Annotated in this window: 15 protein-coding genes; 3 read left to right on the forward strand and 12 right to left on the reverse strand. The window is 66.1% G+C overall.

Features of this window, described 5'->3' with window-relative positions; translation table 11 throughout:
• Positions 1-55: 55 nt before the first annotated feature.
• Both sugE and speD read right to left on the reverse strand, forming a co-directional pair.
• On the reverse strand, positions 56-376 hold the full coding sequence (gene sugE / locus O0K41_RS20570; RefSeq protein ID WP_005411314.1) for a quaternary ammonium compound efflux SMR transporter SugE: 321 nt from the start codon (positions 374-376) through the stop codon (positions 56-58).
• A 169-nt stretch (positions 377-545) separates the two neighbouring features.
• The gene (gene speD / locus O0K41_RS20575) at positions 546-1,340 is read right to left on the reverse strand and encodes an adenosylmethionine decarboxylase (protein ID WP_005411315.1); all 795 of its coding nucleotides are present in this window, start codon (positions 1,338-1,340) and stop codon (positions 546-548) included.
• 149 nt (positions 1,341-1,489) lie between these two features.
• Between speD and crp the strand changes: the two genes are divergently transcribed.
• Positions 1,490-2,179: a cAMP-activated global transcriptional regulator CRP gene (gene crp, locus O0K41_RS20580; RefSeq protein WP_012481435.1), complete on the forward strand. Its 690-nt coding sequence runs from the start codon at positions 1,490-1,492 to the stop codon at positions 2,177-2,179.
• Between the two features lie 62 nt (positions 2,180-2,241).
• Positions 2,242-3,003, forward strand: a complete 762-nt coding sequence (locus tag O0K41_RS20585; RefSeq protein WP_076739673.1) for a sulfite exporter TauE/SafE family protein — start codon at positions 2,242-2,244, stop codon at positions 3,001-3,003.
• A gap of 76 nt (positions 3,004-3,079) precedes the next feature.
• Here the strand turns inward: O0K41_RS20585 and O0K41_RS20590 are convergent, their stop codons facing one another.
• The 10 genes from O0K41_RS20590 to O0K41_RS20635 all read right to left on the reverse strand — a co-directional run bounded on the left by O0K41_RS20590 (position 3,080) and on the right by O0K41_RS20635 (position 11,752).
• Positions 3,080-3,796: a haloacid dehalogenase-like hydrolase gene (locus tag O0K41_RS20590; protein ID WP_005411318.1), complete on the reverse strand. Its 717-nt coding sequence runs from the start codon at positions 3,794-3,796 to the stop codon at positions 3,080-3,082.
• Complete coding sequence (trpC, locus tag O0K41_RS20595) at positions 3,793-4,587, reverse strand: indole-3-glycerol phosphate synthase TrpC (RefSeq protein WP_005414695.1); 795 nt, start codon at positions 4,585-4,587, stop codon at positions 3,793-3,795. The genes O0K41_RS20590 and trpC overlap by 4 nt, the downstream gene beginning before the upstream one ends.
• Positions 4,588-4,662: 75 nt before the next feature.
• Positions 4,663-5,694: an anthranilate phosphoribosyltransferase gene (gene trpD, locus O0K41_RS20600; protein ID WP_164223075.1), complete on the reverse strand. Its 1,032-nt coding sequence runs from the start codon at positions 5,692-5,694 to the stop codon at positions 4,663-4,665.
• A gap of 16 nt (positions 5,695-5,710) precedes the next feature.
• Positions 5,711-6,298: an aminodeoxychorismate/anthranilate synthase component II gene (locus O0K41_RS20605; protein ID WP_012481439.1), complete on the reverse strand. Its 588-nt coding sequence runs from the start codon at positions 6,296-6,298 to the stop codon at positions 5,711-5,713.
• A gap of 2 nt (positions 6,299-6,300) precedes the next feature.
• Positions 6,301-7,080 (reverse strand): SIMPL domain-containing protein, encoded by a 780-nt coding sequence (locus O0K41_RS20610; protein ID WP_049451137.1) that lies wholly within the window; start codon positions 7,078-7,080, stop codon positions 6,301-6,303.
• A gap of 66 nt (positions 7,081-7,146) precedes the next feature.
• Positions 7,147-8,622, reverse strand: a complete 1,476-nt coding sequence (trpE, locus tag O0K41_RS20615; RefSeq protein ID WP_049418006.1) for an anthranilate synthase component I — start codon at positions 8,620-8,622, stop codon at positions 7,147-7,149.
• Between the two features lie 300 nt (positions 8,623-8,922).
• The gene (yegS, locus tag O0K41_RS20620) at positions 8,923-9,852 is read right to left on the reverse strand and encodes a lipid kinase YegS (protein ID WP_049451138.1); all 930 of its coding nucleotides are present in this window, start codon (positions 9,850-9,852) and stop codon (positions 8,923-8,925) included.
• A 324-nt stretch (positions 9,853-10,176) separates the two neighbouring features.
• The gene (locus O0K41_RS20625; protein ID WP_012481443.1) at positions 10,177-10,659 is read right to left on the reverse strand and encodes a GNAT family N-acetyltransferase; all 483 of its coding nucleotides are present in this window, start codon (positions 10,657-10,659) and stop codon (positions 10,177-10,179) included.
• 59 nt (positions 10,660-10,718) lie between these two features.
• Complete coding sequence (rpe, locus tag O0K41_RS20630) at positions 10,719-11,393, reverse strand: ribulose-phosphate 3-epimerase (protein WP_005411326.1); 675 nt, start codon at positions 11,391-11,393, stop codon at positions 10,719-10,721.
• Positions 11,394-11,422: 29 nt separating this feature from the next.
• Positions 11,423-11,752, reverse strand: a complete 330-nt coding sequence (locus tag O0K41_RS20635; RefSeq protein ID WP_005411327.1) for a DnaJ domain-containing protein — start codon at positions 11,750-11,752, stop codon at positions 11,423-11,425.
• Positions 11,753-11,896: 144 nt separating this feature from the next.
• On the opposite strand from O0K41_RS20635, the gene O0K41_RS20640 reads away from it, so the two are divergent.
• Positions 11,897-12,823 (forward strand): phosphoribosylaminoimidazolesuccinocarboxamide synthase, encoded by a 927-nt coding sequence (locus O0K41_RS20640; protein ID WP_005414703.1) that lies wholly within the window; start codon positions 11,897-11,899, stop codon positions 12,821-12,823.
• Positions 12,824-12,978 lie beyond the last annotated feature (155 nt).

A 12,978-nucleotide genomic window follows, 5' to 3' on the forward strand; every position in this document is an offset into this window, starting at 1 on the left:
GGGGGGGGGGGGGGGGGGGGCGAGGGGGGGGCCCGACCGTTGGTCGGGCCATCAATCAGTTCGGCGAGACCAGCTTCAGGCCGATCACACCAGCCACGATCAGGCCCACGCAGGCCAGGCGGGCCGGCGATGCGCTGTCGTTGAACAGGTAGATGCCCAGCACCGCCACGCCCATGGCACCGATACCGGTCCAGATCGCGTAGGCCGTGCCGACCGGGATGCTCTTCATCGCCTGGCTCATCAGGTACAGGCTGATCAGCGCGGATACCACCGTGGCAGCGGTGGGCAGGGGTTTGCTGAAGCCTTCGGAGTACTTCATTCCGAGGGCGAAACCGATCTCGAACAGGCCGGCCAGCAGCAGGTAGATCCAGGGCATGGGTGGGGGCTCCTTACCTTTTTTGAAAAAAACGAAACGGCCCGGTGTTTTCACACCGGGCCGTGGGTCGGTACATCACCGTGGAACTGTAACGCGTGCGGGGGCACTGGTGCCACGGGGCGGGTCGTCCCGCCTGGGTGGCGATGCCTGCGGGCATCGCACATGGGGCTTACTCGGACAGGTTGCGGCCGTGGAACAGCTCTTCGATCTCGCGCTTGAGCAGCGCTTCGATCTTCATGCGTTCCTTGAACGACAGGTTCTTGGCCTTTTCCTCGAACAGGTACTGGTCCAGGTCGAAGTCCTTCAGGTGCATCTTCGTGTGGAAGATGTTTTCCTGGTAGACGTTGACGTCGAACATCTCGTAACGCGACTTGATGTTCTTGGCCAGGAAGTTCTGGATCGAGTTGATCTTGTGGTCGATGAAGTGCTTCTTGCCCTTCACATCGCGGGTGAAGCCACGGACGCGGTAGTCCATGATCACGATGTCCGACTCAAGGCTCTCGATCAGGTAGTTCAGGGCCTTCAGCGGGGAAATGACGCCACAGGTGGCCACGTCGATGTCCGCGCGGAACGTCGCGATACCTTCCTGCGGATGGGTTTCCGGGTAGGTGTGGACAGTGATGTGGCTCTTGTCCATGTGCGCGACCACGGCGTCGGAGATCAGCTCCTTGCCGGCCAGCTTCTTGTCGATCACCGGCTCTTCGGAGATCAGGATGGTCACCGAGGCACCCTGCGGGTCGTAGTCCTGGCGGGCCACGTTCAGGATGTTGGCGCCGATGATCTCGGCGACATCGGTCAAGATTTGAGTCAGCCTGTCGGCGTTGTACTCTTCATCGATGTATTCAATGTAACGCTGACGCTCCTCTTCGGTGCGCGCGTAACACACGTCATAGATGTTGAAGCTCAGCGCCTTGGTGAGGTTGTTGAAACCCTGCAGCCTCAGGCGAGGCAACGGCTTGACCACGGCGGTCGATTCCTGTGTAAGAAGGGAAAGGGGGAATTATGGGGCAAACTGCCCCCGGGGGGAACGTGAAGACGCAAGAGTTCTGGCACACTGTTTGCCCTTAACAATTGCGCTGGTTAAGCTCCGCTATCGACCCCGTGAATCCGTTCATGCGCAGAGGGAGCGCCCCTATCGTGTCAACCGTGCGCCTAGCTAGCAGTCCACTGGCCTTGGATATCGCCACCATCGATCGTTTCCTGGCGCACAGCCACCGGCGGCGATATCCCACCCGTACCGACGTCTTCCGACCCGGTGACCCGGCGGGAACCCTGTATTACGTTGTCAGCGGCTCGGTTTCAATCATGGCCGAGGAAGATGACGATCGAGAGCTTGTGCTGGGCTACTTCGGTGCCGGCGAGTTCGTTGGCGAAATGGGCCTGTTCGTCGAATCGGACCGCCGCGAGGTGATCCTGCGGACCCGTACCGCCTGCGAACTGGCCGAAATCAGCTACGAGCGCCTGCACCAGCTGTTCCTCGGCCCGCTGTCGGCCGACGCCCCGCGCCTGCTGTATGCGCTGGGCCAGCAGATTTCCAAGCGCCTGCTCGATACCAGCCGCAAGGCCAGTCGCCTGGCATTCCTGGATGTTACCGATCGGATCGTGCGCACACTGCACGATCTGGCGCAGGAACCAGAAGCGATGAGCCATCCGCAGGGCAGCCAGCTGCGCGTGTCACGCCAGGAACTGGCGCGCCTGGTCGGCTGCTCGCGCGAAATGGCCGGCCGCGTGCTGAAGAAGCTGCAGACCGACGGCCTGCTGCATGCCCGCGGCAAGACCGTGGTGCTGTACGGCACCCGTTGACGGTTGAGCACCCGGTGGGTGCGGACCTTGGTCCGCACTCCTTCGCGCGCTAGGCTCGGTGCATGGAACTGAGCAGCGAATTCTGGTGGTTCATCCTCATCGGCCTTGGCGCGCAGCTGGTTGACGGCGCACTGGGCATGGCCTTCGGCCTGGTGTCCTCGTCGGTGATGCTGAGCATGGGCCTGCCACCGGCGCAGGTCAGCGCCAGCATCCACACCGCTGAAGTGTTCACCACCGGTGCCTCGGGCGTGTCGCACCTCGCCGCCGGGAATGTCGATAAACGCCTGTTCCTGCGGCTGGCCCTGCCCGGTGCGGTGGGCGGCGCCCTGGGCGCGTACGTGCTCACCCAGATTCCCGGCGACATCATCCGTCCCCTCATCTACCTGTACCTGCTGGTGCTGGCGATCATCATCCTGGCGCGCGCCGCAGGGCGCTGGATGCCCAAGGGCGAGATCCGCCGGGTACCGGTACTGGGCTTCTTCGCGGGCCTGCTCGACGCCAGCGGCGGTGGCGGCTGGGGACCGATCGCCACGTCCACCCTGCTCGCCCGTGGCGGCCAGGCGCGCACCACCATCGGTACGGTCAACGCGGCCGAGTTCGTGGTCACGTTGACGGTGTCAGCGACCTTCCTGTTGTCGATGGGCGTGCAGCACCTGCAGATCGTCGCCGGCCTGCTGATCGGCGGCATGATGGCCGCGCCGGTGGCGGCGATCCTGGTCAAGCGGGTGAAGGAGCGCTGGGTGCTGGTGGCCGTTGGCGTGCTGGTGCTGGGGATCAGCCTGTTCCAGATCGGCCATGCGGTGTACGGGCAGCTGGGGCGCTGAGCGTTTTGCCGGCCGCTGGCCGGCAGATCCGTCATCGTGCGATGGGGTCAGGCCCCGGACGGGATCCGGCCCCGGGCTACGCCTTGTCGCCGCCGCGGTCCACGCAGCCCCAGTTGAGGATGCGGGTGCCGGCCGGCAGCACGCGGCGGAAGAAGTCCACCCTGGATCGCTTCGGGTTCACCACCACCGGCGCCTTGGCGGCCAGCAGCAACGGCAGGTCGGCGGTGCTGTCGGAGTAGGCGATGTCGATATTGCCGTAGCCGCGCTCGCGCAGCATGCGCATCTTTTCTTCGTTGTGGCAGTGGCGGGTCGGGCCGACGCCGCCCAGTCGCGGGCCGACCTCGGTGCCGATCACCGGCACGTCCTGGTGGGCAACGAATGCCAGGATGGCGCGGGCCAGTTCCGGCGGCGCGCCGGTGGCGACCACTACACGGTCGCCCTTGGCACGGTGCGCGGCGAACACCTCCAGCGCCTGCGGCAGCAGCTTGGCGCGCATCTGCGCCTCGTTGCGCAGCACGTAGGCATCGATCACCTTGTTGAAATCGCGCGCACGGTGCAGGCCGAAGCTGCCGATCCACACGTAGACCGAAATACCCGTTCGGCGGGTCGGCAGCATCGCCACCAACGGCCCGGCGATCGGCGTGACCAGCAGCGCGGCCAGCATGCGCAGCGGGTTGCGCTTGATCAGCGAGGCGAACAGATGGGTGCCCGAATCGCCGTCGTAGAGGGTGTGGTCGAAATCGAAGACCACCAGCGGCGCATCGTCGCGCGGCGTCGGATAGTGCGTTGTCATGCCGCGAAGAATAGCTGACGCAGGCCCTCGCCCGGCTCTTCCACGCGCATGAAGGCCTCGCCGACCAGGAATGCATGGATGCCGGCATCGCGCATCAGCGCGACGTCCTGCGGGCCGAGGATGCCACTCTCGGTGACCAGCAGGCGGTCACGCGGCACCGCCTGCTGCATGTCCAGCGTGGTCTGCAGCGACACCTCGAAGGTGCGCAGGTTGCGGTTGTTGATGCCGATCATCGGCGCCGGCACCTGCAGCGCGCGCTCCAGTTCATCGATGTCATGCACTTCCACCAGCACGTCCATGCCCAGCGACAGCGCCAGCTCGGACAACGTGGCCAGCTGGGTATCGTCCAGCGCGGCGACGATCAGCAGGATGCAGTCGGCGCCCAGCACGCGCGCCTCGTACACCTGGTAGGCGTCGATGACGAAGTCCTTGCGCAGCACCGGCAGCGTGCAGGCTTCGCGGGCCTGCTGCAGATAGGCGTCGGCGCCCTGGAAGAAGTCCACGTCGGTCAGCACCGACAGGCAGCTGGCACCGCCGAACTCGTAGCTGACGGCGATGTCGGCCGGGCGGAAATCCGGGCGGATCACGCCCTTGGAGGGGCTGGCCTTCTTCACCTCGGCAATCACCGCCGGGTCGCCATTGGCCACCGCCGCCTGCAGCGCGCGCACGAAGCCACGTACCGGCGGGGCGCTGGCCACGGCGGCCTGCAGCTCCTCGAGCGGGCGCTGGGCGCGGCGCTGGGCCACTTCTTCGGCCTTGCGGGCCAGGATCGTCTGCAGGATGTCGCTCATCGTCTTCGGGTCGGTGCGGGGGGCGGTGAGGACGGCCATTATCGGCCATCGAGAGGGTGAGGCTGAACCGCGCGCTCAGGCAACCAGCGCGCGGGTGGTCTCCACATACTGCTGCAGGCGCTGGCGGGCGCTGCCATTGGCGATGGCGGCACGGGCGCGGGCCAGGCCGTCTCCGATGTCGCTGGCCACACCAGCCACGTACAGGGCGGCACCGGCATTCAGCGCGACGATGTCCAGCGCCGGGCCCGGCTCGTTGTCGAGCACGGCGCGCAGCATCTGGATGGACTGTTCCGGACCGTCCACGCGCAGGTTGCGGCTGGCCGACATGGCGATGCTGAAGTCCTCCGGGTGGATCTCGTACTCGCGCACCTTGCCGTCGCGCAGTTCGCCGACCAGGGTGCCGGCGCCCAGCGAGATCTCGTCCATGTTGTCACGGCCCCAGACCACCATCGCGCGCTCGGTACCCAGTTCGCGCAGCACGCGCGCCTGGATGCCGACCAGATCGGGATGGAACACGCCCATCAGTACCGACGGTGCACTGGCCGGGTTGGTCAGCGGGCCGAGGATGTTGAAGATGGTGCGCACGCCCATCTCGCGGCGTACCGGCGCGACGACCTTCATCGACGGGTGATGGATCGGCGCGAACATGAAGCCGATGCCGGTCCGGTCGATGGCCGCGGCCACCTGGTCAGGCTGCAGCTCGATCACCGCGCCCAGCGCTTCCAGCGCATCGGCACTGCCGGACTTGGACGACACGCTGCGGTTGCCATGCTTGGCCACGCGCGCGCCTGCAGCAGCAGCGACGAACATCGAGCAGGTGGAGATGTTGAAGGTGTGCGAGCCATCGCCACCGGTGCCAACGATGTCAACCAGGTTGGAGGTATCGGCCACCGGCACTGGCCGGGCGAATTCACGCATCACGGTGGCCGCCGCGGCGATTTCGTCCACGGTCTCCTTCTTCACGCGCAGCCCGGTGAGGATGGCGGCGGTCATCATCGGCGAGACATCGCCGCGCATGATCTGCCGCATCAGGTCGACCATTTCGTCGAAGAAGATTTCGCGGTGTTCGATGGTGCGATGCAGGGCTTCCTGGGGGGAGAAGCTCATGGGAATGCTCCTTGGATCAGGCCGCCGGGCGCTGCAGGAAATTGCGCAGCAGGGCGTGGCCGTGTTCGGTGAGGATGGACTCGGGGTGGAACTGCACGCCTTCCACCGGGAACTGGCGGTGGCGCAGGCCCATGATCTCTTCGATCGAGCCGTCGTCGTTCTCGGTCCAGGCAGTCACTTCCAGGCAGTCCGGCAGACTGTTCTTGTCCACCACCAGCGAGTGGTAGCGGGTGGCCTGGTAGCGGTCCGGCAGGCCGGCGAACACGCCCTTGCCTTCATGGCGGATCGGCGAGGTCTTGCCGTGCATGATGTTGCCGGCACGGATGACCGTGCCGCCGTAGACCTGGCCGATGCCCTGGTGGCCCAGGCACACCCCGAGGATCGGCGTGGTCGGGCCCAGGCGCTCGATCAGTTCCAGCGACACGCCCGCTTCGTTGGGCGTGCACGGGCCGGGCGAGATGACGATGCGCTCGGGCTTCTGCGCGGCGATCTCGTCCACGCTCATCGCATCGTTGCGCACCACCTTCACCTCGGCGCCCAGTGTCTGCAGGTACTGCACGAGGTTGTAGGTGAAGCTGTCGTAGTTGTCGATCATCCACAACATGGTCAGGTTCCGTCGCTTATCAGGAAAATGGCGTACACGTTTTCGGTGTAGGTGATGGGGCCGGCTTCGATGGATTCGCGTAGACGTGAGCCGGTGGTCTCGATCATGTCCATCTGCGCCGCAGGTGACGGCGGCGATGGCGGTGTCACCATGTCGTCGCTTCTGGGCCAATTGCCCGCCTGCACGCCATAGGCAAAGTTCGGCGCCACATCGGAAATGCTGTACAGCCCGCGCAGCTGGGTGCCGTAGGCCTTGGCCAGGCCCTGCGCAGACTGGCGGGTCTGGGCCGCCGCCTCGCCCTTGAGTTCGCGGCGCAGCGCCACTTCGCCCGAGTAGGTCGGGGCCACGCTGCTGACCTGCACGTTCTCGTTGGCCTTCAGCGCCCCCAGCACGTCCTGCATCTGCTGGACGCTGGCGAAGCTGGCGCGCAGTTGGCGTGACACGCGGGTGCCGATGAAAACCTGCCGATTCTGCTCATAGCGCGTCGCAGGACCAATCCGCAGGTTGTCCGCGCGCACGCTGCCTTCCACCGCCTTGTGCTGCTTGAACAGTGCCAGCACGCGGGCAACGTTGTCCTGCACGCGACGGCGCGCGGCGTCGGCGTCCATGTCGGTCTCTTCGATGTTCAACTGCAGGCCGAACCGGTCCGGCATCACCACGCGACGCGCCTCGCCCTTCACCAGCAGGTGCGGCTGCGACGGAATGGTATTGGCCTGCGCCCACGCAGACGGGGCCATCGTGGCCAGCAGTGACGACCACAGCAATGCGCTCAGCAGCTTCATGCGGTACTCCTTGTCTTCAACGGGAACAGCGGAACGACCACGGCGCGGCGCCGTGGCGAGGCAGGCTTACAGGCCCTTGGCGGCCTGGGCGACGGCGCGGAACAACGCGCGGCCCTTGTTCATCGTCTCGTCCCATTCCTTGTCCGGGTCCGAGTCGTAGACGATGCCGGCGCCGGCCTGCACGTACAGGCGGCCGTCCTTGATCACCGCGGTGCGGATCGCGATCGCGGTATCGGCATCGCCGTGCCAGCCGATGTAGCCGATGCTGCCTGCGTAGACATTGCGCTTGATCGGTTCCAGCTCGCGGATCACTTCCAGCGCGCGGATCTTCGGCGCGCCACTGACGGTGCCGGCCGGGAACGTGGCACGCAGCACGTCGGCATAGCTCAGGCCCGGCTGCAGCTGCCCGGTGACTTCGCTGACGATGTGCATGACGTGGCTGTAGCGCTCGATCACGAACTGCTCGCCCACTTCCACGGTGCCGGCCCTGGACACACGACCGGCATCGTTGCGGCCGAGGTCGATCAGCATCAGGTGCTCGGCGCGCTCCTTCGGATCGGCCAGCAGCTCGGCTTCCAGCGCCAGATCCTGCTCGGGCGTGGCACCACGCGGGCGGGTGCCGGCGATCGGGCGCACGGTGACTTCGCCATCCTGAAGGCGCACCAGGATTTCCGGCGAGGAACCGACCACCTGCAGGTCGCCGACGTCCAGGAAATACATGTACGGCGACGGGTTCAGTGCACGCAGCGCGCGGTACACATCCACCGGCCGCGCCTTGAACGGCACGCTCAGGCGCTGGCTCAGCACCACCTGGAAGATGTCACCGGCGCGGATGTATTCCTTGCTGCGCTGGACCGCATCGACGAACCCTTCGCGGGTGAACCCGGAAACGAAATCGGATTCGTCCAGCACATCGCTGTTGAGCGGTGCGGGATAACCGGCGCCCGGTGCACGCAGCTTGGCAGTCAGCGCATCCAGGCGCGCCTGGGCCTGCTCGAAGGCGCCCTCGACACGCGGGTCGGCGTGCACGATCAGGTACAGGCGGCCCTTGAGGTTGTCGAACACGGCCAGCTCGTTGGAGTCCAGCAGCAGGATGTCCGGCGTGCCCAGCTCATCGCGGCCGGCCGGCGGGGCCAGGCGTGGTTCGATGTAGCCGATGCACTCGAAGCCGAACCAGCCGACCAGGCCACCGGTGAAGCCCGGCAGGCCTTCCAGCTTCGGCACCGAGTGGGCGCTGCGCAGCGCCTCGACTTCGGCGAACGGGTCGGCGACCTCGCGGGTGTCCACCACCTGGCCGTCTTCGCGCACGGTCAGCGTGTGGCCGTGGAAGGCGTACACGCGGCGCGCCGGCAGGCCGATGATCGAGTAACGACCAAAGCGCTCGCCGCCTTCGACGGATTCAAACAGGTAGGTATTGGGGCCGTCGGCGAGCTTCAGATAGACCGAAAGCGGCGTGTCCAGGTCGGACAGCACTTCGCGGACGACGGGAATATGGGTGTGGCCTTCAGCGGCCTGCTGCTGAAACTGAGCGTGCGAGTTCAAGACGACTTTCCTTCCGGGACACAGCGTTATGGGGGCGGACGACGGCAACGGGCCACCATCGCCACCAACGGCGTGCGGAAGAAAGGGTATGCGGGGTCGTCAGGCTGGACACCCCTTGACTGTATCGCAGCTTGGACGGCAGGGGAACCCTGGAAAACTGAACCACGGGACGGGCGGGGCCAGCCACGGGAACCGACGACGCGGACCGGTAGAGTCGACTGTTGGTCGACTTGCGCGCGTAGCGCGGGGTTTTACGCCGCCGGAACGAAGAGCAGTCGACTAACAGTCGACTCTACCTCCCTACCCACCCAGCAATGGGCAGCCAGCCGGCAGATGCATCCGTACCCTGCCCGGCACGCACTCGATGCGGAACTGACGGGCCTGTACCGGCTCGCCATCCAGATTGAGGGTCAGCGGGCGCTCGGATGCGACCTCCAGCCACGGCAGCCGCGCACGCGTGGCCAGCTGTTCCAGCGCAGCCTGGGTGCCTGACTTCAGCATCTGGCCGAGGGTGGCGGTGACCTCCCCTTCCAGCTCCGGAAGCACCGTCACATCCAGCAACCCATCATCGATCAATGCCTGCGGGCACAACTGCTGGCCGCCACCGGCCTGGCGACCATTGCCGATGCCCAGTGCGATGAAGTCGCCTTCCCAGGCGAAGTCCGGACCGGACAACCGTGCGTTGATCGGCTCGATGCGGCCAAGCTTGGCGATGCCGGTGATCACATAGGCCAGCCCGCCCAGCATCTTCTTCAAGCCCGCATCAGTCTCCACCGTCACCTGCGTGCCGAAGCCACCGCTGGCGAGATTGGCGCACCACCATTGGGTGCCATCGGCGTTCACGCGCAACAGGTCAATGGCGTGCGGCGTCGCCTGCCCGATCAAGGCGAAGGCCTCCTTCGGTTCGGTCGGTATGCCGGCCGCAGTCGCGAAATCGTTGGCGGTCCCCATCGGGATCAGCGCCAGCGAGGGCAGCGCATCTGCCAGCTCCTCACGATGCGCCAGTGTCTCGGCCACCGCACTGAGCGTGCCATCGCCACCGGCGGCCACGATCACATCCACGCCATGATCGATCGCCTCGGCGACATAGCGCTCGGCGTCACCGTCCTCCCAGGTCACCCGCACTTCCAGCTGCACGCCCTGTCCGCGCCAATGGCCGACGGCGTCGCGCAACTCATCATTGCCGGCGGATTTGCCGTTGAGGATCAGGCGCCAGCGCGGGGTGGTCATGCAGAGCTTCCAGGGATGCGGTGGCACAGGCTAGCAATGCGCTGTTTGCCTGCGGTGAATGTCACGCAGATGTCATTCAGCTACCGGAGAATGGGAGTCCATAGCAGGGACGACGGATGGAGGCAGGATCAGCCTCCCACGCATGCAGCGAGGCCACGCCAGTGATTGGCGTGGCTTTTTTTTGGGGTGTGCAGGGAGTGCGAACCAAGGTTCGCACCCACCAGGTTGCGGTTCGCTCCCCCCAGGTTGCGGTTCGCCCCCCCCGGGTTGCGGTTTGCACACACCCGGTTGGTAGATCCACGCCATGCGTGGATGCACTTCGCTTCAACCGTTGGCGAAATCGTGCAGCGCCTGGCCCTGCAGCCGGTACACGGTCCACTCGTCCTGCGGCTTCGCACCGGCAGCGGTGTAGAACTCGATGGCCGGGGTGTTCCAGTCCAGCACCGACCATTCGAAGCGACCGCAGCCCTCGGCCACGGCCTGGCGTGCGATGTACTTCAGCAGTGCCTTGCCGGCGCCCACGCCGCGCTTTTCCTGGCTGACGTAGAGGTCTTCCAGGTAGATGCCCTTGCGGCCCAGCCAGGTGGAGTAGTTGTAGAAGTACACCGCATAGCCGATGGCCTCGCCGTCGGCTTCGCAGATCAACGCGCGCGCCGTGGCATCGGCGCCGAACAGGCTCTCGGCGATGCCGATCTCATCGGTCTGTACCGAATGCTCGGCCTTCTCGTAGATGGCCAGTTCGCGGATGAAATGCAGGATCAGGCCAGCATCGGCCACGGTGGCCGGACGGATGTTCAACAGTGCCATGCGCAGATAAAGGGGACGGAGGGAATTAAACGAGATTAATCCCCTCCGTCCCCTTTTTGTCAGCGTGCCGCAGCGACGTTCGCGCGCATCTGCGCGATCACGTCCTGGTAGCTGGTCTTGGCGTTGAAGATGGCCGAGCCGGCGACAAAGGTGTCGGCACCGGCAGCCGCGATCTCGCCGATGTTGTCGGCCTTCACGCCGCCGTCGATCTCCAGGCGGATGTCCTTGCCGCTGGCATCGATCATCTTGCGCACCACCTTCAGCTTGTCCAGCGCCGAGGGGATGAAGGCCTGGCCACCAAAGCCCGGGTTGACCGACATCAGCAGCACCAGGTCCAGGTCCTCCAGCACCCAGTCGAGGATGTCCACCGGCGTGGCCGGATTGAGCACGATGCCCGGCTTGCAGCCCAGCGAGCGGATCAGCTGGATGGTGCGGTGCACGTGGCGGCTCGCCTCCGGGTGGAAGCTGATGTAGGTGGCACCGGCCTCGGCGAAGTCCGGGATGATGCGGTCCACCGGCTCGACCATCAGGTGCACGTCGATCGGCGCGGTCACGCCGTGCTTGCGCAGCGCCTGGCAGACCATCGGGCCGATGGTCAGGTTCGGCACGTAGTGGTTGTCCATCACGTCGAAGTGGACCCAGTCCGCGCCAGCGGCGAGGACGTTGTCGACTTCCTCGCCGAGGCGGGCGAAGTTGGCGGACAGGATGGAGGGGGCGATGAGGCAGTGGGACATGGCCGGGCCTTGCAACGAGGGGAAAGGGGTCAGCGCTTGCGCAGGGTCTTGATGCGGTCGTAGGCGGCGTTGATGCGCCGCGACTTCTGCTCGGCCTGCTGCTGCAGCTCGGGGGCGGCGCCGCCAAGCTTGTCGGGGTGGTACTGCGAGATCAGCTTGCGGTAGGCGCGCTCGACCTCGGCATCGGTGGCCTCGGAGGTCAGCCCCAGCTCCCGGTACGGGTTCTCCTTGTTCAGGCGGAACCAGTCCGAATCAAAGGCATGGCCGATCAGCAGGCCGACCACCGCCCCGAACAGCGGATTGGGCCGGAACAGCAGGGCGCCGGCGATGAATCCGAGCAGTTTTCCGTACCAGCGCATGGCGCTCCGGGGTCGACCGACGAAATGGACGCTCATTTTACGTCACAGCGGGCCCGGACGGCTTTACACTAGGCCGCCCGCTGGTCAGCGGGCCCGCCGGGTCCGTTGGGCAGCAGCCGTATCGACAACGCCCCAGGAGTGCCCGTGCCAACCACGCTGTTGCAATCCGATCTCCCCGGCCTGCCCTTGCGCCATCGCGGCAAGGTGCGTGATGTGTTCGATATCCCGCGCGAGCGGCTGCCAGCCGGAACCCCGCCGGGCGAGTACCTGCTGATGGTGGCCACCGATCGCCTGTCGGCGTTCGACGTGGTCCTGCCCGACCCGATCCCGGGCAAGGGCGAGATGCTCTGCCAGGTCTCCAACTTCTGGTTCGCCAAGACCGCGCACCTGATGCCCAACCACCTGACCGGCATCGACGTGGCCAGCGTGCTGCCCGAAGGCGTGGACCCGGCCCTGTATGCCAAGCGCGCGGTGGTCACCCGCAAGCTGAAGCCGGTGCCGGTGGAAGCGATCGCCCGCGGCTACCTGATCGGCAGCGGCTGGAAGGATTACCAGCGCACCGGCAAGGTCAGCGGCATCGACCTGCCCGACGGCCTGCGCCAGGCCGAGCAGCTGCCCGAGCCGATCTTCACCCCCTCGACCAAGGCCGCTGTCGGCGACCATGACGAGAACATCGATTTCGATGCGATGGTGAAGCAGGTCGGTGCGGAACTGGCCGAGCGCGTGCGCGACGCCACCCTGCGCATCTACAAGTTCGCGGCCGATTACGCCCGCGAGCGCGGCATCATCCTGGCCGATACCAAGTTCGAGTTCGGTACCGACGCCGATGGCCGCCTGTACATCATGGACGAGATGCTGACGCCGGATTCCTCGCGCTACTGGCCGGCCGACGAGTACGAAGTGGGCACCAGCCCGCCGAGCTACGACAAGCAGTTCGTGCGTGATTACCTGGAGACGCTGGACTGGGGCAAGACCGCCCCGGGCCCGACCATCCCGGCCGAGATCATCGAGCGCACCCGCGCCAAGTATGCCGAGGCACTGCAGCGCCTGGCCGGGATCAGCGTCGACTGATGCGCCTGCGCCCCCGGCCGGAAAGGCGGGGGGCGTTCGGTAGTGCCGGCCGCTGGCCGGCAACCTCATGAACACCTGCAGCCAGGCATGGCCTGGCTCTGGTAGTGCCGGCCGCTGGCCGGCAACCTCACGAACTCGGCTATGCTCTGGAGTGC

Source organism: Stenotrophomonas sp. Sm2128 (assembly GCF_030985535.1).
GTDB lineage: Bacteria > Pseudomonadota > Gammaproteobacteria > Xanthomonadales > Xanthomonadaceae > Stenotrophomonas > Stenotrophomonas maltophilia.